Source organism: Ruegeria sp. CG4 (genome assembly GCF_056537185.1).
Genome location: NZ_JBQFRB010000002.1, coordinates 48,606 through 71,637, shown reverse-complemented (window position 1 = coordinate 71,637; position 23,032 = coordinate 48,606). Strand labels below are relative to the sequence as shown.

Sequence of the window (23,032 nt, the reverse complement as noted above, 5' to 3'; positions counted from 1 at the left end):
CGAGAAGCGATGGCTCGGCATATGGGAGGAAATCATGAAACGAATTCTCAGCTTTTCAGCTGCGGCCACTATGCTGGCCACGGTTGCATTCGCAGAGCCGGTGGTCGGTGTAAGCTGGTCCAACTTTCAGGAAGAGCGTTGGAAGACGGACGAAGCGGCCATCAAATCGGCGCTGGAAGCAGGGGGCGCCGAGTACATTTCGGCAGATGCGCAATCGTCTTCCGCAAAGCAGCTTTCGGATATCGAAAGCCTGATCGCCCAGGGTGTCGACGCCCTTATCATTCTGGCGCAGGATGCACAGGCTATCGGACCGGCGGTTCAGGCGGCAGCTGACGAAGGCATCCCGGTCATTGCTTATGACCGCCTTATCGAGGACGACCGTGCGTTTTATCTGACCTTTGACAACGTCGAGGTTGGCAGAATGCAGGCCCGGGCCGTTTTTGCGGCCATGCCCAAGGGCAACTACGTCATGATCAAAGGTTCGCCGACCGACCCGAACGCTGACTTCCTGCGGGGCGGACAGCAAGAAATCATCGGAGCGGCCGTTGACAGTGGCGATATCGTGATCGTCGGCGAGGCCTATACGGATGGCTGGCTTCCTGCGAATGCACAGCGGAACATGGAGCAGATCCTGACCGCAAATGAAAACAACGTGGATGCGGTTGTCGCTTCGAATGACGGAACTGCAGGCGGTGTTGTTGCGGCCCTGACGGCACAGGGCATGGAAGGCATTCCGGTGTCGGGTCAGGATGGCGACCACGCAGCGCTGAACCGGGTTGCACTGGGCACTCAAACCGTTTCGGTTTGGAAAGATGCCCGTGAATTGGGCAAAGCGGCTGGTGAAATCGCATTGGCGCTGAGCGGTGGCACAAGTCCTGCAGATGTTGAAGGCGCAGTTAGCTGGACTTCGCCAGGTGGCACTGCGATGAACTCTGTCTTCCTGGCGCCGGTACCGATCACCAAAGACAACCTGACTGTCGTGGTGGAAGCCGGATGGATTCCGCTGGAAGACTTGTGCCAGGGCGTCGAAAACGGCCCGGCCCCCTGTAACTAAAACCTAAAGTCCCTGGCCCTTTTGGGGGGCCGGGGACTATTGCTGACTATGAAAGATCGGAAATGACCGAAACTTCGTCTCAGCCGGTACCTGAAAAAGCGAAACCCAGCCTGTTCCAGCAATTGGAACTGGATATGCGGCTTTTGGGAATGATCGGCGCGTTTGTCATCCTGTGCATCGGGTTCAACATCGTCACCGATGGGCGGTTCCTGACACCTCGCAACCTGTTCAACCTGTCAATTCAGACGGTTTCGGTGGCAATCATGGCCTGCGGGATGGTGTTCATAATCGTCACGCGTCACATTGATCTGTCGGTCGGCGCGTTGCTGGCAACGACTTCGGCCGTGATGGCAATGACGCAAACCGAACTTTTGCCACAGATCCTCGGGATGGGTTTGAACAACCCGGCAACCTGGGCGATTACCATAGTCGTGGGGTTGTTTGTCGGCACATTAATCGGTGCTTTTCACGGCTGGATGGTCGGGTACCTGACGATACCGGCCTTCATCGTCACTCTAGGCGGGTTTCTGGTCTGGAGAAATGTGGCGTGGTACTTGACCAGCGGCCAGACCATTGGCCCTCTGGATAGTACGTTCCTGATGTTTGGCGGAACCAACGGAACCTTGGGGGCAACGACAAGCTGGCTGTTTGGCTTGTTTGCCACCGGGATCGCCATCTGGGCCTTGTGGAGCGGCCGTCGCGCAAAAGCCGCGCATGGCTTCCCCGTTAAGCCCGTTTGGGCCGAGGCCACCCTGGCCGGAATAATCGCAATTTCCATCCTTGGCTATGTCTACATCGTCAACAGCTACGCCATTCCGACGCGCCGATTGCAGCGCATGTTCGAAGCGCGCGGAGAGACGATGCCCGAAGGGCTGGTCGTCGGATACGGCATACCGATTTCTGTCCTCATCCTGATCATCGTGGCGGTTACGCTGACCGTCGTGGCGCGAAAAACCCGGTTCGGGCGCTACATCTTTGCCACTGGTGGCAACCCGGATGCGGCAGAGCTTTCGGGCATCAATACACGCCTGCTGACCGTGAAGATATTTGCACTGATGGGCTTTCTGTGCGCTGTTTCGGCCGTGGTCGCCTCGGCGCGCCTTGCAAACCATTCGAACGACATTGGCACGCTGGATGAACTGAGGGTCATTGCCGCTGCTGTCATCGGTGGAACCGCGTTGTCCGGTGGCATCGGCACCATATACGGCGCGATCCTTGGCGCATTGATCATGCAAGCGCTGCAATCTGGCATGGCCATGGTTGGCGTCGATGCACCGTTTCAGAACATCGTGGTCGGCAGCGTTCTTGTACTGGCCGTCTATATCGACATCGTCTACCGCAAGCGACTGGGGGCAAAGTGATGCAAGCTCAGGACACGCAGAAAACACCAACCAATGCTGGCCGCGGATCTGGCGCGCCCCCATTGGTCGAGATGCGCGATATCTCGATCTCCTTCGGCGGGATCAAGGCCGTCGACCATGTGTCAGTCGATCTCTACCCCGGTGAGGTGGTTGGTTTGCTCGGACATAACGGGGCCGGGAAATCCACGTTGATCAAGGTTCTGTCCGGTGCCTATCAAATGGATCAGGGCGAAATTTTGATCGACGGCAAACGTGTCGAGATCGGAAACCCCCGTGATGCCCGCGCGAACAACATCGAAACGATCTACCAAACGCTCGCCTTGGCCGACAATCTGGATGCAACGTCGAACCTTTTCCTGGGGCGCGAGATGACGACGCCTTTCGGGTTGGTCAACGATGCAGCCATGGAGGCCGAGTGCCGCAAGATCATGGCGCAGCTGAACCCCAATTTTCAGAAGTTCAATGACCCGGTTTCCGCGTTGTCGGGGGGGCAAAGACAATCCGTGGCAATTGCCCGGGCCGTCTACTTCAACGCACGTATTCTGATTATGGACGAGCCAACAGCGGCTCTTGGGCCGCATGAAACGCAGATGGTTGCGGATCTGATCCACCAGCTAAAGGCGCAAGGTATCGGTATCTTCCTGATCGATCACGATGTTCATGCCGTTATGGAGCTGTGTGATCGCGCTTCGGTCATGAAGAATGGGAAATTGGTTGGAACGGTCGATATCGCAGAAGTCACCGATGATGACCTTCTGTCGATGATCATTCTCGGCAAGAAGCCAGAACAAAAAGCAGAGTAGGGGGCAGAAATGCCAAGCGGATTTTTTGAAGGGATCGAGCGGATCCGGTTTGAAGGCGTGGACAGCACAAACCCGCTGGCCTTCCGGCACTATGATCCGGACGAGATGGTCATGGGCAAACGCATGGAAGATCATCTGCGGTTTGCAGTCGCCTGGTGGCACTCATTCGCGTGGGAGGGCGGAGACCCCTTCGGTGGTCCTACCTTTGAACGCCCGTGGCATCCTCAGGATGATATGGGGCGGGCTCGTTTGAAGGCAGATATTGCTTTCGAAATGTTCGAAGTTCTTGGCCAGCCCTACTTCTGCTGGCACGACGCCGACATCCGGCCCGAACAGGGAAATTTTGCCGACAACCTGAGAACTCTGGAAGAAATCACGGATTACATTGGCGAAAAGATGCAGGTGTCCGGGACGAAACTGCTTTGGGGCACGGCCAATATGTTCAGCCATCGCCGCTGGATGGCCGGCGCCAGCACCAATCCTGACCCCGACGTTTTTGCCTTTGCGGCGGCAACGGTGAAATCCTGCCTGGACGCGACCCACAAACTCGGTGGTGAAAACTATGTACTTTGGGGCGGGCGCGAAGGGTACGAGACCCTGCTGAACACGGATATGAAAACCGAACTGGACCACATGGGTCGGTTTCTGAATATGGTCGTGGAGTATAAACACAAGATCGGGTTCAAGGGCACCATTCTGGTAGAACCCAAACCACAGGAGCCGTCCAAACACCAATACGACTATGACGCGGCAACCTGTATCGGGTTCCTCAGGAAATACGGTCTGGAGAACGAGGTGAAACTAAATCTTGAGCAGGGGCATGCGATCCTTGCAGGGCACAGCTTTGAGCATGAAATTGCAGTGGCCGCAGCCGAGGGAATGCTGGGCTCGATCGATATGAACCGCAACGACTACCAGTCGGGTTGGGACACTGACCAGTTCCCAAATAACACGCCGGAAGTAGCCTTGGCTTATTATTACATATTGAAGGCCGGCGGCTTTACCACCGGAGGCACAAATTTCGACGCAAAAATCCGACGCCAGTCCATTGATGCAAAAGATCTGGTGGCTGCCCATGTCGGGGGAATGGATATCTGCGCCCGGGGTTTGAAGGCCGCTGCCGCCATGATTGAAGATGGCGGTTTGGAAGCTGAGCTGTCGAAGCGTTACTCGGGCTGGAACACGCCTTCAGCGGCGACGATGCTGGATAGCGGTCTGGAAGAGATTGCTGCGCGCGTTTTGCGTGAGAACATTTATCCGAGGCCGCAATCGGGACATCAGGAAATCCTGGAGAACTATGTAAACAGGTTTGTCTGAACAGGGGCTGCATTCAATAAGCGGGTACTGAGAGATTGACACATTTGGCAGTCCATAGCGCTTGCGGGACCTGTCCAACAAATTGATCCGCAGAACAATTCGACATGCCGACATGTCAGTCAATCTGCCCTGTATCTTTGCATAGCGCCAATGATCGCTGAATAATTGAGCAATTCTGCCGCCGAAGGAAGGGGTGGAGGACTTTCCAATTGTGGTTGAGGTGGGCAGAGCTCAGTTGACTAGTCATGAGCCAAAACCTGACCGTCGTTGTGGTCGAGCAGAACCACGACCGCGCTTTCGCTATAGTTGACGCCTTGAAAGCGTATGGGGATGTAGATGTCTTTGTGATCGGCAATGTTTCGGGCCTGGCGCGCAAGATTGCCACCCACGACCCGGATATTGTGTTGATTGATATCGACAATCCGTCCCGCGATATGCTGGAGGAACTGACGGTCGCGTCCGGCCCGTTGGAGCGCCCGGTTGCGATGTTCGTGTCCGGCGCGGCAGGGGGATTGGCAAGGGCAGCGGTCGAGGCCGGAGTGTCGGCTTATGTCGTGGATGGATTGCAGGCCGACCGCATCAAGCCAGTGATGGATATTGCAATCGCCAGGTTCCAGGTCCTGCGCCAAATTCGCGTGGAACTGGCGGAAACGCGCCGCGCCTTGGAAGAGCGCAAGGTGATTGACAAGGCCAAAGGCTTGATAATGAAGTCCAGAGGCGTGCCGGAAGATGAAGCTTACGCCCTGTTACGAAAGACGGCCATGAATCAAAACCGTCGGGTGGCCGAAGTGGCCGACGCACTGGTGACGGCGTCGGGGTTGTTGTCATGAGAACCGTGACGCTCCCGGTTGCTTATATGCCTTTGGTGGATGCTGCCCCCTTGGTTGTCGCCCGCGAGATGGGCTTTGACCACGCCGAAGGGATCTCGCTGGATCTTCGTCCCGCACCGTCCTGGTCTTCGTTGCGCGACATGTTGGCTTTTGGGCACGTCGATGCTGCACATTTATTATCTCCGATCCCTGTCGCAATAGCACTTGGGCTGGGTGGGATCACGACCCCGATATCCGCTGTTTCCGTTCTGTCGCTGAATGGCAATGTCGTCGGAGTTGGCGCACAACTGGCCCGGAAGTTGGTGGATCAGGGATATGGTTTCGACTTCATCGATGCAAAAGCTGCCGGCGCTGCACTCGCAAAGGCCGCCGACGACACTCTGATCTTCGGGGTGCCGTTTCCATTTTCAATGCATGTCGAGTTGCTGCGATATTGGGTGGCCGGAACCGAGCTGGCTTCAAAAAACGTCGAGATCCGTACTGTTCCTCCACCTTTGATGGCGCAGGCGCTTGCTGCACGAGAGATTGATGCGTTCTGCGTTGGGGAACCCTGGGGGTCGTTTGCTGTCGAGGACCAGTTTGGGGCTTTGCTGTTGCCCGGTCGGGCAATCTGGAATTGCGCGCCGGAAAAGGTGCTGGCCGTCAGAAACGATTGGGCCCAGACCGAACCACATCTTCTGGGCAGCCTTATGCGCGCGGTTTGGCGTGCCGGGCGGTGGTTGTCCAATCCCGACAGCCGTTCTACGGCGTCCGAGATGTTGGCGCGCAAAGCCTATCTGAATGTGTCCCCGGAACTGGTCGATCGCGCCTTGATGGGGGAATTTGCGATCTCTCCAAGTGGAGAACACCGCCATGTTGAGGGGTTTGTAGAGTTTTTTGAAGGCGCGGCAACTTTTCCGTGGCGCAGTCAGGCCAAGTGGATTGCACATCAAATGGCGAAGCGAAACGGCCTTGAAGTTGGTGCTGCCGAACATGCAGCAGCCAAGGTCTTTCGGAGCGACTTGTACCGTCAAGCGATGCATCGATCAGGAATTGAGACCCCGGGTGCGTCCGAGAAACTGGAAGGTGCCTTGCCGGAACCAATGGCAGTTGCATCAGCCAAGGGCAGCCTGATTCTATCTCGGAATGTCTTCTTCGATCGACGTATTTTCGAGCCTTCCGAGTAGGTGTGCACATTTTTTCCGCATTGCAGCATCGCGCAATGCTGCAATGCGGAAAAATTTCAGCCATCCTTCAAAATACAGATGACGCGACCACGTTTTGTCGGCTTACTGAAGCCATCGGCAGGCAACGGAGCCATCCGACAGAATGCGCCCATGTCCATGGGCATCTATCAAGAGCAAAGCCGCTCGACCAACCGCCAACTCCTCCCGGCGGTGTGTGTCGGCGGCTTTTTTTGTGCCCGAAGGCAAACGGGCAGCCACGCGCCCTGATTGGGCCGAACCGAAGGGAAATGTGATGAAGAAACTGTTCTTGAGCTTTGCGGCAACTACCGCGCTTGTTTCTCCCGCTCTGGCCGAACTTGAACTGGAAAAAGATGAACTGACCTTTGGTTTTATCAAGTTGACGGACATGGCACCGTTGGCAGTGGCCTATGAGCAGGGATATTTCCTGGACGAAGGTTTGTTCGTCACGCTTGAGGCACAGGCCAACTGGAAAGTGCTGTTGGACGGTGTGATCGACGGGCAGCTGGACGGCGCGCATATGCTGGCGGGGCAGCCACTGGCTGCGACCATCGGATACGGGACCGAGGCGCATATCATCACGCCATTTTCGATGGATCTGAACGGCAACGGCATCACCGTGTCCAACGAAATCTGGGAAGAGATGAAACCGAATATCCCGGTGATGGAGGATGGTCGCCCGCAGCATCCGATCAGTGCCGAGGCTCTGGCCCCGGTGGTAGAGAAGTACAAATCCGAAGGCAAGCCCTTCAACATGGGCATGGTTTTCCCAGTTTCGACGCACAATTACGAATTACGCTACTGGCTCGCCGCTGGCGGTCTGCACCCCGGCTACTACAGCCCCGAGAACGTAACTGGCCAGATTGGCGCGGATGTGTTCCTGTCCGTAACCCCTCCGCCGCAGATGCCTGCGACGCTCGAGGCTGGTACGATCTATGGTTACTGCGTGGGGGAGCCGTGGAACCAGCAGGCCGTGTTCAAGGGCATCGGCGTTCCGGTCATCACCGACTATGAGCTCTGGAAGAACAACCCCGAAAAAGTTTTTGGCATCACCGCCGAATTTGCGGAGGAGTATCCGAACACCACGCTGGCCGTGACCAAGGCCTTGATCCGCGCCGCCATGTGGTTGGATGAAAACGATAACGCCAACCGCCCCGAGGCCGTCGAAATCCTCAGCCGTCCAGAATATGTCGGCGCGGATTACGACGTTATCGCGAACTCGATGACCGGCACATTTGAATACGAGAAGGGTGACAAGCGCGAAGTTCCTGATTTCAACGTGTTTTTCCGCTACAACGCGACTTACCCGTTCTACTCGGACGCTGTCTGGTACCTGACCCAGATGCGCCGATGGGGTCAGATCGCCGACGCAAAACCGGACAGTTGGTATGACGAGGTCGCCAAGTCCGTCTACAAACCCAAGATCTATCTGGAAGCCGCGCGCCTGCTGGTCGACGAGGGCTTGGCCAATGAGGCTGACTTCCCTTGGAACAGCGACGGTTACAAGGCGCCGACCCCGGTCGAGGATATCATTGACGGCATCGCCTATGACGGCCGCACCCCCAACGCCTACCTCGAAAGTCTGTCCATTGGTCTGAAGGGCGATCAGAAGATCGTCGGTTCGGACGTGCAAGGCTAACCCCGCAACACTGCGCCCGGCTTGGGTCAGGCGCGACGCTCACAAGTGCCCCGCCATCGCAAGGACACATCAGATGACAACGGTCGATCCAGAATTGAATGCAGACGCCGCCCGAGAGGAACGCCGCGCCCGCCGTTTTACCCGTATTAATGCCGCCGACAAATGGTTTCAGGTCCTTGGCCTCAGTTGGGCCACCCCGGTGCTGAAAGCAGCAGCGGGGGACAACCCGCGCGCCCAGATGACCGAGATCTGGCGGTTGCTGGTGGTCCCCCTTCTGTCGATTTGCGCATTTCTGCTGCTGTGGGCGACTTTGGCCCCCAAGGTGCAGACCTCTTTGGGTGCGGTCCCCGGACCGGCTCAGGTTTGGGCGGAAATGGTCAATCTGAACGAGGACGCGCAAGCCAAAGCCACCAAACGCGCCAAGTTCGAGGCGATGGTCGAGAAGCGAAACCAAAAGCTGATCGAAGCGGGCCGCGCGGAAGAGGTCAAGCAGGTCGCTTACACGGGCGCGCCATCCTACTACCAGCAGATCTGGACCTCGATCAAAACCGTGTTCTTCGGGTTTCTGATCGCAACGGTGGTGGCCGTCCCGCTTGGCATTGCGGCGGGTCTGTCGCCAACAGCAAACGCTGCGCTGAACCCGCTGATCCAGATATTCAAACCCGTGTCTCCACTGGCATGGCTGCCGATCGTCACCATGATCGTCTCGGCAGTTTATGTCACCAATGACGGGTGGTTTGCCAAGTCCTTCCTGATCTCGGCCATCACCGTGACCCTGTGTTCGCTGTGGCCAACGCTGATCAACACTTCGCTGGGTGTAGCCTCTATCGACAAGGACCTGGTTAACGTCTCCAAGGTACTGAAAATGAACACCTATACCAAGATCACCAAGCTGGTGCTGCCTTCGGCCCTGCCGTTGATCTTTACCGGTCTGCGCCTGTCGCTTGGTGTTGGCTGGATGGTCTTGATCGCGGCTGAAATGCTGGCGCAGAACCCCGGTCTGGGCAAGTTTGTCTGGGATGAATTCCAGAATGGCTCGTCCAGCTCTCTGGCCAAGATCATGGTTGCGGTTTTCACCATCGGCATCATCGGCTTCTTGCTGGACCGGGTGATGTACGCGCTGCAATCCCTCTTTACCTTTACGAATAACCGGTGATCGAGATGAGCATTCTGAGCTTCAAGAACGCCTCGAAATCCTTTGGTGAAGGCACCGCGCGGACCGTTGTTCTGAAAGGGATCGATCTGGATGTGCAAGAGGGCGAGTTTCTGGTGATCCTCGGCTTTTCGGGTACCGGCAAGACGACCCTGATCAATTTGATGGCCGGCCTTGATATGCCGACCAAGGGAGAGGTCACGTTCAAAGGCACTCCGATCAAGGGGCCGGGCCCGGAACGTGGCGTGATCTTCCAGAACTACTCGCTGATGCCGTGGTTGACGGTCAGCGGCAATGTGGGTTTGGCGGTGGATACGGTCTTTCCTGGCCTAAGCAAGGCCGAGAGAGCCGAGAAAGTGGCGGATTACGTCAAGATGGTTGGACTCAGCCACGCCGCCTCGCGCCGCCCGGCGGAGTTGTCCGGCGGGATGCGCCAGCGGGTTAACGTGGCGCGCGCGCTGTCGATGAACCCCGAAGTTCTGCTGCTGGATGAGCCTTTGTCGGCGCTGGATGCGCTGACCCGCGCCAATCTGGCCGATGAGATCGAACATATCTGGGAAGCCGACAAAAAGACCTGTGTCCTTATCACCAATGATGTGGATGAGGCGATCATCCTGGCCGACCGGATCATCGCTCTGAACCCGGACGGGACTTTGGGGCAGGAGTTCCGCGTGTCGATCCCGCGTCCACGGGATCGGGGCGCGATGAACAACGACGAGACCTTCAAACGTCTGCGTGCAGACGTCACCAAGTATCTCATGGATGTGGGTATCGAGGCCAAAGTCGAAGGTTCGCGCATCCTGCCCGATGTCACGCCAATCCACGGAGTCCCCACTGCTGTTGCCGAGGCACAGAAAGGAATGATCGAGAACCGCTTTCTCGATTTCTCGCAACTGCACAAGGTCTACCCGACGCCCAAAGGTCCGCTGACCGTGGTTGAGAATTTCGATCTGAAGATCGACAAGGGCGAGTTCATCTCACTGATCGGCCACTCCGGCTGTGGCAAGTCCACGGTTCTGACTATGGCTGCCGGGCTAAACGAAATCTCGAAGGGTGCGATCAAGTTGGATGGCCGTCACGTCGAAGGGGCCGATCCCGAGCGCGCCGTGGTGTTCCAGTCGCCCAACCTGTTCCCCTGGCTTAGCGCCAAGGAAAATGTCGCAATTGGCGTCGACAAGGTCTACCCCAAGGCCAGCATGGCCGAGCGGCAAGATGTGGTCGAATACTATCTGGAACGTGTCGGTCTAGCTGACGCGATGGACAAGTCTGCCTCCGATCTGTCGAACGGCATGAAACAACGCGTCGGCATCGCCCGCGCCTTTGCTCTGTCGCCCAAACTATTGCTGTTGGATGAGCCTTTCGGGATGCTCGACAGCCTCACACGCTGGGAATTGCAGGAAGTCCTGATGGAGGTCTGGTCCCGCACAAAGGTGACTGCGATCTGCGTCACCCATGATGTGGACGAGGCGATCCTTCTGGCCGATCGCGTGGTGATGATGACCAATGGTCCGCAAGCGACCATCGGGAAAATCACCGAGGTCGACCTGCCGCGCCCCAGGACCCGTAAGGCATTGTTGGAACACCCTGATTACTACGCCTACCGGCAGGAAGTTCTGGACTTCCTTGAAGAATACGAACACGGCGCCAAGCCGAAATCGCCTGCCCCCAAGGCGATTGCAGCGGAGTGAAACCATGAAACAAAGACTAGTTGTCATAGGCGCAGGCATGGCTTCGGGCCGGGTGCTGGAGCACCTGACCGATGCTGCACCAGATGCGTTCGATATCACCCTGTTCAACGCGGAACCGCGCGGAAACTACAACCGCATCATGCTCAGCCCGGTTCTGTCGGGTGAGAAGACCTATGAAGAGATCGTCACCCATGACGACGCTTGGTACGCCGAGCGAAGGATCACCTGTCGCTTTGGCGAAAAGGTGGTCAGGATCGACCGCGGGATGAAGGTGGTCGAAGGGGCGAACGGCCATGTTCCATACGACAAGCTGTTGATCGCGACGGGGTCGAACCCGTTCATGATCCCTCTGCCTGGGCATGATCTGGATGGCGTGATCGCTTATCGCGATCTGGAAGACACCCGGCAGATGATGGGTATGGGCCCAGGCAACAAGGTCGTTGTGATCGGTGGCGGTTTGCTGGGTCTTGAGGCGGCTGCAGGCATGGCCGCCCACGGAGTGGACGTCACCGTGGTGCACATCATGGGCCATCTGATGGAACGCCAGTTGGATGAGGCCGCCGGCTATCTGCTGAAGAAATCGCTTGAGGATAAAGGCATAAAGATCTGTCTGCAGGCGAACTCCAAGGAAATCATTGGGCAAGGCGGTAAGGTTCGCGCGCTTTTGCTGGATGACGGGACCGAGTTGCCTTGTGATCTGCTGGTCATGGCAGTTGGAATCCGCCCCAATACGGCACTGGCGCAGGAGGCCGGTCTGGCCACCGGGCGTGGCATTCATGTGGATGACCAGATGCTGACCTCGGACCCGGACGTTTTTGCCGTGGGCGAATGTGTCGAACATGACGGAGAAATCTTTGGCCTTGTCGCGCCGCTTTATGATCAGGCGAAGGTGGCAGCGCAGTCGTTGCTGGCGGAAGACGCTGCATTCGCACAGAAAACCCTCTCGACCAAGTTGAAGGTCACCGGTTGCGACCTGTTCAGCGCAGGCGATTTTGCCGAAGGCCCCGAGCGCGAGGATATTGTGTTCCGCGATCCCTCGCGCGGGGTCTATAAACGGCTTGTGATCGAAGAAGATCGTCTGGTTGGCGCCGTGATGTATGGCGACACTGCCGATGGCAGCTGGTTCTTCGGGCTAATCAAGGACGGCACCAGCATCGAAGAGATGCGCGAGACGCTGATCTTCGGCCCTGCCTATCAGGGGGGTGACACTGCGGACCCTCTCTCAGCCGTTGCAGCATTGCCGCTTGAGGCGGAGATTTGCGGCTGCAACGGCGTATGCAAGGGCAACATCGTCGAGGCGATCAATGCAGGGGCCGGCGATCTGGGCGCGGTGCGCGCTAGTACCAAGGCCAGTGCCTCCTGCGGCACATGCACGGGGCTGGTTGAGCAAGTCTTGCAAGTCACGTTGGGCGACGACTTCCAAATGCCAACGGCGCAACCCGTCTGCGGCTGCACGGATCTGACCCATGAGGATGTGCGCCGCCTGATCAAAGGGCAGGAGTTGAAAAGCCAGGCTGCCGTCTGGCAGGAGCTTGGATGGAACACGCCCAACGGCTGCCATGTCTGCCGCCCCGCGATCAACTATTACTTGCTGGCCGATTGGCCGCTTGAGTATCAGGACGACCCGCAAAGCCGGTTTGTCAACGAACGCAAGCACGCAAACATCCAAAAGGATGGCACGTTCAGCGTGGTGCCCCGTATGTGGGGTGGGATTACCACACCAGAAGAACTGCGCGCCATCGCGGATGCGGCGGATAAATACGACGTGCCAACCGTCAAGGTCACTGGTGGCCAGCGGATCGACCTTCTGGGCGTGAAGGGTGAGGACCTGCCCGCGATCTGGTCGGATCTGAACAAGGCGGGTCTGGTCTCGGGCCATGCTTATTCCAAGGGTTTGCGCACGGTGAAGACCTGTGTCGGAACCGATCATTGTCGGTTTGGAACGCAGGACAGCACCGGGCTTGGGATCAAGCTTGAGCAAATCCTGTGGGGGTCGTGGACGCCTCACAAGCTGAAGCTGGCCGTGTCGGGCTGCCCGCGCAACTGTGCCGAGGCCACCTGCAAGGATATCGGCGTGGTTTGCGTGGACTCTGGGTTTCAGATCAGCATCGGCGGAGCTGCCGGCATGGATGTGAAAGAGACCGAATTGCTGTGCCAGGTGCCAACCGAAGACGAAGCAATCGAGGTTGTGATGGCCGTCACTCAGGCCTATCGGGAAGGCGGCAAGTACTTGGATCGTTTGTATAAATGGATGGGCAAAGTCGGCATGGGTTGGATCAGGGGGCATGTGGTCGACGATCTGGAAAACCGCGCGGCTCTGGTCGAAAGGTTCGAGCTGTCTCAAAGCATCTACCGCAGGGACCCTTGGGCCGAACATGTGCGGGACAAGGCGCAAACCTACGCGCCGATTGCAGATTTCACATTGGAGGCCGCGGAATGAGCTGGATCGACGTCGGGCATATCGATGAGGTGCCACTGCGCGGGGCGCGCCTGATAAAAACTCATATCGGCTGCATAGCGATTTTCCGAACTGCCGAGGCCGAAGTCTTCGCAGCTACCAATAATTGTCCCCATAAGGGCGGCCCGCTGTCCGAAGGCATCGTGCATGGTCAGTCGGTGACTTGTCCCTTGCACAATTGGGTCTTCGATCTGAACACGGGCGAGGCTCAGGGCGCGGATGATGGTCGCATCACCACCTATCCGGTGCGGCTGGAAGGCAGTCGTATCCTGCTGGACGACAAAGCGGCAACCCGGCGGAGTGCGGCCTGATGGACGGAACCGGGCTGCCTGAAATCCGGTCCACCTGCGCTTATTGCGGTGTTGGTTGCGGTGTTCTGTTGCGCCCTGATGGCGCCGGCGGTTTGGCGGTACGCGGCGATCCGGATCATCCGGCGAACCATGGGCGTTTATGCTCAAAGGGATTGGCATTGGGTGAAACGGTCGGGCTGGATCATCGCCTTCTGGCCCCGCAAGCATTTGGAAAGGATGTGCCGTGGGACGAAGCACTGCAACTGGTCGCCGATCGCTTTTTGTCCACTATCGAGGCCTACGGACCGGACAGTGTCGCGTTCTACGTGTCAGGGCAGATGCTGACCGAGGACTATTATGTCGCCAACAAGCTGATGAAAGGGTTCATCGGTTCGGCCAATATCGATACGAATTCCAGGCTGTGCATGGCCTCAACCGTGGCTGGCCACAAACGCGCCTTTGGGTCAGACACTGTGCCGGGTACCTACGAGGATATTGATCAGGCCGACCTGGTGGTTCTGGTCGGGTCCAACCTCGCCTGGTGTCATCCGGTTTTGTACCAGCGCGTTCTGGCGGCGCGACAGTCACGTGGGACAAAGATCGTTGTTGTCGACCCGCGCCGTACAGCAAGCTGCGATCAGGCCGACCTTCATCTGGCTTTGCATCCGGGCAGCGATGTTGCTTTGTTCAACAGATTGCTGGTCAGCATTCACGAAGGCGGACACGTCGTGCCTGAATTTCTGGAGCAGACTGTCGGCTTTGATGAGGCGCTTAGAACGGCGCAGCGGGACGACCCGACAGTTACGGGCCTGACCACCGAAGAGATCGAGACATTTTGTGATCTTTGGACCGGGACCGAGCGTGTGGTCACCATCTTCAGTCAGGGCGTGAACCAATCCTCTAGCGGGACGGACAAAGTGAACGCGATCCTCAATTGTCATCTGGCGACGGGTCGGATCGGGCGCGAAGGGATGGGCCCGTTTTCCGTTACCGGTCAGCCCAATGCCATGGGTGGCCGAGAGGTGGGTGGATTGGCCAACATGCTGGCCTGTCACCTGGATATCGAGAATGAAAGCCACCGCACGGCCGTTCAACATTTCTGGAACGCGCCGAAGATCTGTGAAAAACAGGGGCTTAAGGCAGTGGACCTGTTTCGTGCCGTGAAAGAGGGTCAGATCAGGGCGCTTTGGGTCATTCACAGCAATCCTGCGGTTTCAATGCCTGATGCGGATAGCGTGCGACAAGCCCTTGAGCAATGTCCCTTCACCGTTGTCAGTGACCTGACGGTCCGGACGGATACGGCACGTCTTGCGGATGTGCTGTTGCCAGCGACAGGCTGGGTGGAAAAAAGTGGCACCGTAACCAATTCGGATCGCACAATCAGCAGACAGCGCGCCGTTCTGGCACCTCCCGGGCAGGCACGTGCAGACTGGGATATCCTTTCGGACGTCGGTCGTCGCATGGGGTGGAAAACGCCATTCAGCTACGACTCTCCGGCGCAGATTTTTCGGGAATACGCGGCGTTGTCTTCAGTGGCTAAATCGTTTGGCAGGGATTTTGACGTCTCAAAGCTCGCGGATATTACGGAGGAAGAATACAATGAACTAAGCCCGACGCGATGGCCGGTGATACCTGGTGGAACGGACGGACGGTTCTTTGGTGACGGTCAGTTTTTCCATCCTGATAGGAAAGCACGTTTTGTGCCCGTTTCCCATAAGCCACCGGTTGCGAAAACATCAACGCAATACCCATTTCTTTTGAATACGGGGCGAAATCGGGACCAGTGGCACACGATGACCCGGTCCGGATTGTCACCTCGTCTATCGGCTCATCTCGCCGAACCTTATGTGGAAGTGAACCCCGAGGACGCGCGCCATCTGAACCTCGGCTCTGCCGATTTGGTCGAGATCAATAGTTCGGTCGGAACTGGGATATTTCGACTTCGCATCACCGACACCGTCGCGCCCGGCCAAGTGTTCGCGCCGATTCACTGGACGGGGGAAACGGCCCCGGCGGCCCGTGTGGATGCGCTGATTCCAACTGTGACGGACCCCATCTCGGGACAACCGGAGAGTAAGGCAACGGCCGTGTCTGTTCGGCGCATGAATGCTGCCTGGTACGGGTTTGCAGTCTCTGTTGGGGGCCCATCGCCAAAGTCGGAGTATTGGGCGATTGCAAAGACGGACAAAGGTTACAGGCTGGAACTGGCAGGATACCATGTTGCCGAGGATTGGGAGAGTACTGCCCGAGAATGGTTCGGCCTGCCCGATGCCGTGTCTACTTTGATAGAAGATCAAAGGCGCGGGTCATTCAGAATTGCGTTCTCAGAGGGGCAACGCCTGTTGGCGGTGCTGTTTGTATCTTCTGAGCCGGTCACGCTGATGCGAGACTATCTCGCAGCTTTGCCCGAGGTCGCACCACACCAGATTTTGTCCGGTCGGTCATCAGCGGAACTGGAAGACTGCGGCCCGATGATTTGTTCGTGTTTCGGCGTCGGGCTAAAAGCCATAATCCGCGCAATTCACGACGAAAAACTGATTGATGTGGATGAAATCGGAGACGCCCTTCAAGCTGGAACGAATTGTGGTTCGTGTCGGCCGGAGCTTGCCGATTTGGTCGTTGAACATTCGGAACGGCTTTGCCAGACGAACTTGGCCTGAGGTGGAGTAGGGGGCTGTCCAGCGTCTGGAAACAGCGAAGCCAGGTTCTATTTTCTACGTCCATTTGGCTTGAGAGGGCCCCCTTTTTTTCGGTGCCGGATCAGTCTGGAGAGGGAGTCGAAGCCAGATACTCAGCTATCGCTGCCCGGCATCCCCGCTGCCAGATCGCGGTCAGCCAGCGGGCGAAATCGTTGGCGAAGGGAGTGTCTCGACCAAACGCACCACAGTACTGGCTTTGTTCGATCCACAGTTGCGGATTGGCCCTTGATGCCAGCGCCGTTTTTTTCAAGTCCTCCCAGTGAGGGTCGTTTGGGGCTATTTCGGATCCATTCTCGCGAACCCCCGCGCACATCCGGCACCAGAAAGCTTGGGACAGCGCAAGCCCGTTCAGGGATGAACCGGCTGCAAGCGCATCGCGCATCGAGGGTAGCAAGAACCCCGGATGGCGTGATGATCCGTCGAACGCAACCCGACGCGTCGAATCGTGGATTGCGGTATTCGAAAAACGCCCCTCGACCAATCCAAGATATTCAGTCGCGGTTGTTCCGGGGACAGGTTTGACATGGGGAAGAATTTCTTCGGCCTGAACTTTGCGGAAAAACGACACGATGTCGGGGTCCTGCATGCAATCTGCAATCGTGGGGACATTCAGAATTTCCCCGGCATTTGCCAGCAATTGGTGGCCGCCATTCAGTATGCGCAGTTTCATTGTCTCGTAACTATGGACATCTTGGGTCAGCGTCACGCCAACCTCATCCAGCGGCGGCCGCCCGTCACAAAAATCGTCCTCGATCACCCACTGGCGAAAGTTTTCATGCGAGACCGGCGCGCGGTCGTCGATGCCGAGGTTGCGGCATTGCGATATTAATTGTTCCGTCGTCGCGGGCACAATGCAGTCCACCATCGAGTTCGGAAACGCGCAATTCCGGTCTATCCAATCGGCCAGATCGGGGTCGGACATACGGGCCAATCCAACGATACAGTTTCGCAAAATCGCACCGTTGCCCTGAAGGTTATCGCAGCTGAGCGCGGTAAAGGGTTTCAGACCGTTCGCCCGGCGCTGCCCGAGCGCGGCAACAATGGCGCCAAAAGCGGTGCGGGGCTGGTTGGGATTTGCCGCGTCATGGCGAATATCATCGTGGTTCAGGTTGAACGCACCGGTCTTGGCGTCCAGAAAATACCCGCCTTCGGTCACGGTCAGCGATACGATCCGGATGGCCGGATCAGCCATCTTGCGGATCAGAGATGCGTTGCCATCCTGAATCGGAAGGTAGTCGATCATAGGGCCGATCACCTCGGCAGATATTCCCTCGGGGTCCAGTTCGATCAGTGTTGTCAGGCAGTCCTGCGCCAGCAGTTTCTTTCGCATATCGGCGTCGTAGCTTCGCACACCCGCCCCGATAATCGCCCAGTCAAATGCCTGACCCTGCTGCATCAACTGGTGGATATACCAGGCCTGATGCGCACGGTGAAAATTACCCAAACCTATATGAACGATGCCCGGTCTCAGGTCCGCGCCATCATAATCCGGTGTTCTGACGGATGCCGGCAGGCCTTCAAGGCTGTCGCGCCGCACCCGAACCGGAGGTTTTGCGTTCGCCATGGGGTCCATCAGCTCATCCAGTTTCCGCCATCGACATTGTAGGTTTGAGCGACGATGTACTTGGCCTCGTCAGAGGCCAGAAACACCGCCATCCCGGTCAGATCTTCGGCGCGGCCCATCCGGCCATACGGAACGGCGGCCGCCACTTCGCGCTTTTTCTGACCGGGGACCTTGCCTTCGTGTTTTGCAAAAAACGCATCCACACCGTCCCAATGTTCCCCGTCGACAACGCCCGGGGCGATGGCATTCACGTTGATCCCATGGGAAATCAGGTTCAGGCCGGCTGATTGAGTCAGCGATATGATCGCGGCCTTGCTGGCACAGTACACAGCGACCAAAGGTTCGCCCCTTCGCCCAGCCTGCGATGCCATGTTGATGATCCGGCCCTTGATCCCGTGTTCGATCATGTGGCGCGCAACAGCCTGCATCGTGAAGAGCACACCAGAAACGTTGATGTCAAAGACACGATTGTAGTCGGCACGCTCAATCTCAACGATTGGTGCGGCAGTGAAGATGGCCGCGTTGTTGATCAGAATGTCGATCGGACCGAAATGTGCGGCTGTTCGCGCGACGGCGTCATCTATGCTGTTCTGGCGGGTCACGTCCATCTCGACGGCCAGGGCAGCTTCGCCGATTTCACCGGCCGCCTCCTGCGCACGTTTGCTGTCAATGTCGGCGATTGCGACCCGCGCGCCTTCTGCCACATAGGCTTTGGCAAAGGCCAGCCCGATGCCACGCGCGGCCCCGGTGATCAGGGCGGTTTTGCCTGCCAGACGTGTCATTCGATCCGCAGGCCTTGCGCGTCAAACCGGTGGATCACATCTGCACGCGGGGTCAGGTGGATGCGGTCGCCGTGGCGGAAACCGACCTCGCCATCTGCTCGGACCGTGATTGTTTCAGCCAGACCGGTTTCGTGGACGTGAAAGAAGGTGTCCGAGCCCAAATGTTCGGAGACGCTGACGACCCCGGACCATTCTCCTTCGGTCTCGGAAACGCCTATGTGTTCGGGGCGAATTCCGATGGTTTGCGCGCCATGTCTTGCGGCCTCCGGGCCTTCGATAAAGTTCATCCTGGGTGAACCGATGAACCCTGCCACAAACAGATTGCGTGGCGTGCGATACAGTTCCAGCGGGGTGCCGACCTGTTCGATCACTCCGGCCTGAAGAACGACGATCTTGTCGGCCATTGTCATGGCTTCAACCTGATCGTGGGTCACGTATATCATTGTTGTCGCTAGGCGTTCGTGCAGTTCGCTGATCTCAAGCCGCATGCCGACGCGCAACGCGGCGTCAAGATTCGACAAGGGTTCATCAAACAGAAACGCTGCCGGCTCGCGTACGATGGCGCGACCAATGGCAACGCGCTGGCGCTGCCCGCCGGACAACTGCCCGGGGCGGCGGTCCAGATAGTCGCTCAGGTTCAGAACACTTGCCGCGCCTTCGACGCGTTTGTCGATCTCGGCCTGATCCAGCTTTGCCATGCGCAGGGGAAAGGCGATGTTCTTTCGTACAGTCATGTGCGGGTACAAGGCGTAGGACTGGAACACCATCGCCAGCCCCCGCTTGGCAGGTGGGACATCGGTGGCATCCGATCCGTCAATATCGATGGAACCCGACGTGATATCCTCCAACCCCGCGATCAGGCGTAATAGGGTAGACTTGCCACACCCCGACGGACCGACGAAGACGGTGAACTCACCATCCTCGATGGTCAGGTCCAGCGGGGGGATGACCTGTACGTCGCCGAAGCTTTTGGTCACGGACTTGAGTTGAATACGTCCCATGTGTCGTGTTCCTTATTTCACAGCGCCGAAGGTCAGGCCGCGGACAAGTTGTTTCTGGCTGAACCAGCCAAGGATCAGGATTGGTGCAATCGCCATGGTCGAGGCCGCGCTGAGCTTGGCAAAGAACAGGCCTTCGGGGCTGGAATAGCTGGCGATAAACGCGGTGAGCGGAGCCGCGTCGACGGCGGTCAGGTTGAGGGTCCAGAACGCCTCGTTCCAAGCCAGGATGAAGTTCAGCAGAACCGTCGAGGCGATGCCCGGGATGGCCATGGGCGTGAGGACATAGAGGATTTCCTCTTTCAGCGTCGCGCCATCCATCCGCGCGGCTTCCAGAATTTCACCCGGGATCTCGCGGAAATAGGTGTAGAGCATCCAGACGATGATCGGCAGGTTGATCAACATCAGAACCACGACCAGCCCCCCGCGCGTGTCCAGCAGACCCAACCGGATGAACAGCAGGTAGATCGGGTAAAGCACGCCAACGGCAGGCAACATCTTGGTGGACAGCATCCACAGCAGAATGTCCTTGGTGCGTTTCGAGGGGACAAATGCCATGGCCCAGGCGGCGGGCACTGCGATTATCACGCCCAGAATGGTTGATCCGCCCGCGATGATAACCGAATTCCACAGGAACCGCATGTAGTCTGAGCGCTCCTGTACGATCGCGTAGTTCTCCAGCGTCCAGTCGAAATTCAGGAACAGCGGCGGGCTGGCGATCGCCTGCGCCTCGGTCTTGAAGCTTGTCAGGATGGTCCAGAGGATCGGGAAGAAGATCAGCAAACCGACGGCCCATGCAAGGGCAGTGTTCAGCGATTTGCGGCGGGTTGTGACGGCGCGGGCCATGGTCTTACCTCCTCACGCGTCCAGGTTCTTGCCAACGATGCGCATCAGGAAGATCGCAACGATGTTGGCTAGGATGATGGCGTAAACACCTCCGGCTGATCCGAGGCCGACATTCTGGCTTTCCAAAACGCGCTGGAAGATCAGGTAGGTGAGTGTGCGGGTGCCGAACGCGCCGCCGGTGGTCACGAAGATTTCGGCGAAGATCGACAGAAGGAAGATCGTCTGGATCAGGATCACGATGGTAATCGCGCGGCTGAGGTGCGGCAGGATGATGTGATAGAACCGCTTCAGCACCGGCGCGCCGTCCATCTCGGCCGCTTCCAGTTGTTCACTGTCCAGCGACTGGATTGCGGTCAGCAGGATCAGCGTCGCAAAAGGCAGCCACTGCCACGACACGATCATGATGATCGAGGTCATCGACGCCTCGGACAGCCACGAAATTGGTTCGGCCCCGAAAAAGCGCCACAAGTGGGCAAGCAAGCCATTGACCGGGTCCATGAACATGTTCTTCCAGACCAGCGCGGACACAGTGGGCATGACAAAAAACGGTGCGATCACGAGGATCCGAACGACGCCTTGTCCCCACATTGGCTGGTCCAGCAACATCGCCAATAGAATGCCCAGAATAACCGTGATCACCAGAACGCCGCCGACAATAACCAGCGTTGCTTGCACCGCGGGCCAGAACGAACTGGATGAGACGAACCGGACATAGTTGTCGAAACCAACCCAGCCCAGATCACCGCCGCGCAGCGGCAGATACTTCTTGAAGGAAAAATACAGTGTCATCGTCAGAGGCACGAGCATCCAGCCAAGCAGAAGGACCACGGCAGGTGCCATCATCAGGCGCGCAACGGATCGGGAGTGTTGAGTAGCCATGATGCAAGACCTCTCTGTTCAGGCGTAAGTATAGCCTGCGAGAAAAACGGGAATTGTGGAAGTCAGAGTGGCGGGTGGGACATTGCCCACCCACCGGGGAGGGATGCCTCAGTATCCTGCGGCTTCCATTTCTTCAGCCGTGAAGGCTTGCGCTTTGGCAAGGGCCTCGTCCACTGTCTGCTGCCCGGCATAGACTGCCGAGAACTCCTGGCTTACCTGAGTGGCGATACCCGCAAATTCCGGGATCGCGACAAACTGGATGCCGGTATAGGGCGTCGGCTGTGCGCAGCAATTCTGCGGGTCGGCCATCAGGATTGACTCCAGCGTCATTTTTGCGAACGGGACTGCCTTGTAGTTGTCGTTCTCATAAAGCGACGTCCGTGCGCCCGGAGGCACATTGGCCCAGCCTTCATTTTCGGCCACCAGCTCGATGTAGTCTTTCGAGGTCGCCCATTCGATAAACTGTTTGGCAGCGTCTTCCTGCTGAGTGCCTGCCGGAATTGCCAAGGCCCAAGCCCAAAGCCAATTGGCGCGTTTGTCCACGCCTTCCGAATTGGGCGCCAGTGCGAAGCCCACCTTGTCGGCGACTGTGGAATCATCGGGGTTGGTCACGAAAGAAGCGGCGACCGTTGCGTCAATCCACATGCCGCATTTGCCCTGCTGGAACAGCGACAGGTTTTCGTTGAAGCCGTTGGTGGCATAGCCAGCGGGGCCGGACTCACCCATCATATCGACAAAGAAGGTCAGGGCCTCTTTCCATTCAGGCTGATCGAACTGAGGTTTCCAGTTTTCGTCAAACCACCGCGCACCGAATGAGTTTCCGGTCACCGTGATGAAGGCGCCGCCTTCACCCCAGCCCGCTTTGCCGCGCAGGCAGATGCCGTTGATGTCGTTGTCGCGGTCGGTCATTGCCGCCGCCGCTTCGCGAATGAATTGCCAGGTCGGTGCCTCGGGCATTTCCAGACCTGCCTTTTCCATCAGGTCCGTACGATACATGATCATCGAGCTTTCGCCATAGAACGGCGCCGCATAAAGCGTCCCTTCATGGCTCAGGCCACCGGCCATCGCGGGCAGAATGTCGTCGACGTCATATTCCGCGGACATTCCGTCCAGCGGCACCAGCCAACCATTTGCACCCCAGATCGGCGTCTCGTACATGCCGATGGTCATGATGTCGAACTGACCGCCTTTGGTGGTGATGTCGGTGGTCACGCGCTGACGCAGGACGTTTTCCTCGAGCGTCACCCACTCCACATCGATCCCGGTCGCTTCGGTGAATTTGTCGGTATAGCCCTGCATCCGGATCATGTCGCCATTGTTCACTGTAGCGATCGTGATGGATTGCGCGTGGGCTGCTGCCGTGGCGACGAATGTCAGTGCAGTCGCCGCACGAAGTGCGTTCTTCAGATACATCCCTGTCCTCCCTGAGCTTGGATGTCGTGCAGAGAGGTTAGAGCGTAAATTGTCGCGGCGTCAATAAAAACTTT

18 protein-coding genes are annotated in these 23,032 nt (G+C 57.8%); 12 read left to right on the top strand and 6 right to left on the bottom strand.

The window, feature by feature from the left end:
- Positions 1–70 precede the first annotated feature (70 nt).
- From xylF to ACR0J2_RS06675, 12 genes are all read left to right on the top strand, one after another.
- Entirely contained in the window at positions 71–1,054 is a 984-nt protein-coding gene (xylF, locus tag ACR0J2_RS06730; protein WP_480812387.1) for a D-xylose ABC transporter substrate-binding protein, read from the top strand.
- A gap of 62 nt (positions 1,055–1,116) precedes the next feature.
- Positions 1,117–2,415, top strand: a complete 1,299-nt coding sequence (locus tag ACR0J2_RS06725; RefSeq protein ID WP_480812068.1) for a sugar ABC transporter permease — start codon at positions 1,117–1,119, stop codon at positions 2,413–2,415.
- Positions 2,415–3,218, top strand: coding sequence for an ATP-binding cassette domain-containing protein (locus ACR0J2_RS06720; protein WP_480525431.1), 804 nt, complete (start codon positions 2,415–2,417; stop codon positions 3,216–3,218). Before ACR0J2_RS06725 ends, ACR0J2_RS06720 begins: the two co-directional genes overlap by 1 nt.
- A gap of 9 nt (positions 3,219–3,227) precedes the next feature.
- Entirely contained in the window at positions 3,228–4,535 is a 1,308-nt protein-coding gene (gene xylA / locus ACR0J2_RS06715) for a xylose isomerase (protein WP_170816020.1), read from the top strand.
- A 245-nt stretch (positions 4,536–4,780) separates the two neighbouring features.
- Complete coding sequence (locus ACR0J2_RS06710; protein ID WP_170614609.1) at positions 4,781–5,365, top strand: ANTAR domain-containing protein; 585 nt, start codon at positions 4,781–4,783, stop codon at positions 5,363–5,365.
- Positions 5,362–6,531, top strand: coding sequence for an ABC transporter substrate-binding protein (locus ACR0J2_RS06705; protein ID WP_170614610.1), 1,170 nt, complete (start codon positions 5,362–5,364; stop codon positions 6,529–6,531). Before ACR0J2_RS06710 ends, ACR0J2_RS06705 begins: the two co-directional genes overlap by 4 nt.
- Positions 6,532–6,823: 292 nt before the next feature.
- Positions 6,824–8,188 (top strand): CmpA/NrtA family ABC transporter substrate-binding protein, encoded by a 1,365-nt coding sequence (locus ACR0J2_RS06700; RefSeq protein ID WP_480812067.1) that lies wholly within the window; start codon positions 6,824–6,826, stop codon positions 8,186–8,188.
- A 73-nt stretch (positions 8,189–8,261) separates the two neighbouring features.
- The gene (locus ACR0J2_RS06695) at positions 8,262–9,344 is read left to right on the top strand and encodes an ABC transporter permease (protein WP_480812066.1); all 1,083 of its coding nucleotides are present in this window, start codon (positions 8,262–8,264) and stop codon (positions 9,342–9,344) included.
- Positions 9,345–9,349: 5 nt separating this feature from the next.
- A complete protein-coding gene (locus tag ACR0J2_RS06690; RefSeq protein WP_480812065.1) occupies positions 9,350–11,029 on the top strand; it encodes an ABC transporter ATP-binding protein in 1,680 nt (559 codons plus the stop codon).
- Between the two features lie 4 nt (positions 11,030–11,033).
- The gene (gene nirB / locus ACR0J2_RS06685; RefSeq protein WP_480812064.1) at positions 11,034–13,469 is read left to right on the top strand and encodes a nitrite reductase large subunit NirB; all 2,436 of its coding nucleotides are present in this window, start codon (positions 11,034–11,036) and stop codon (positions 13,467–13,469) included.
- Positions 13,466–13,798 carry a nitrite reductase small subunit NirD gene (gene nirD, locus ACR0J2_RS06680; protein WP_170614615.1) on the top strand — a complete coding sequence of 111 codons (333 nt, stop codon included), beginning with the start codon at positions 13,466–13,468 and terminating at the stop codon, positions 13,796–13,798. Before nirB ends, nirD begins: the two co-directional genes overlap by 4 nt.
- A complete protein-coding gene (locus tag ACR0J2_RS06675; protein WP_480812063.1) occupies positions 13,798–16,437 on the top strand; it encodes a molybdopterin-dependent oxidoreductase in 2,640 nt (879 codons plus the stop codon). Before nirD ends, ACR0J2_RS06675 begins: the two co-directional genes overlap by 1 nt.
- A gap of 100 nt (positions 16,438–16,537) precedes the next feature.
- Here ACR0J2_RS06675 and ACR0J2_RS06670 read toward each other — a convergent pair whose 3' ends face one another.
- The 6 genes from ACR0J2_RS06670 to ACR0J2_RS06645 all read right to left on the bottom strand — a co-directional run bounded on the left by ACR0J2_RS06670 (position 16,538) and on the right by ACR0J2_RS06645 (position 22,958).
- Positions 16,538–18,049: a mannitol dehydrogenase family protein gene (locus ACR0J2_RS06670; protein ID WP_480812062.1), complete on the bottom strand. Its 1,512-nt coding sequence runs from the start codon at positions 18,047–18,049 to the stop codon at positions 16,538–16,540.
- Positions 18,049–18,822 carry an L-iditol 2-dehydrogenase gene (locus ACR0J2_RS06665; protein ID WP_170806423.1) on the bottom strand — a complete coding sequence of 258 codons (774 nt, stop codon included), beginning with the start codon at positions 18,820–18,822 and terminating at the stop codon, positions 18,049–18,051. The genes ACR0J2_RS06670 and ACR0J2_RS06665 overlap by 1 nt, the downstream gene beginning before the upstream one ends.
- Complete coding sequence (locus ACR0J2_RS06660; protein ID WP_170619674.1) at positions 18,819–19,823, bottom strand: ABC transporter ATP-binding protein; 1,005 nt, start codon at positions 19,821–19,823, stop codon at positions 18,819–18,821. The genes ACR0J2_RS06665 and ACR0J2_RS06660 overlap by 4 nt, the downstream gene beginning before the upstream one ends.
- 12 nt (positions 19,824–19,835) lie before the next feature.
- On the bottom strand, positions 19,836–20,666 hold the full coding sequence (locus tag ACR0J2_RS06655) for a carbohydrate ABC transporter permease (RefSeq protein ID WP_170614620.1): 831 nt from the start codon (positions 20,664–20,666) through the stop codon (positions 19,836–19,838).
- Positions 20,667–20,678: 12 nt separating this feature from the next.
- A complete protein-coding gene (locus ACR0J2_RS06650) occupies positions 20,679–21,545 on the bottom strand; it encodes a carbohydrate ABC transporter permease (RefSeq protein ID WP_170375757.1) in 867 nt (288 codons plus the stop codon).
- 108 nt (positions 21,546–21,653) lie between these two features.
- Positions 21,654–22,958, bottom strand: coding sequence for an ABC transporter substrate-binding protein (locus ACR0J2_RS06645; protein WP_170614621.1), 1,305 nt, complete (start codon positions 22,956–22,958; stop codon positions 21,654–21,656).
- Positions 22,959–23,032 lie beyond the last annotated feature (74 nt).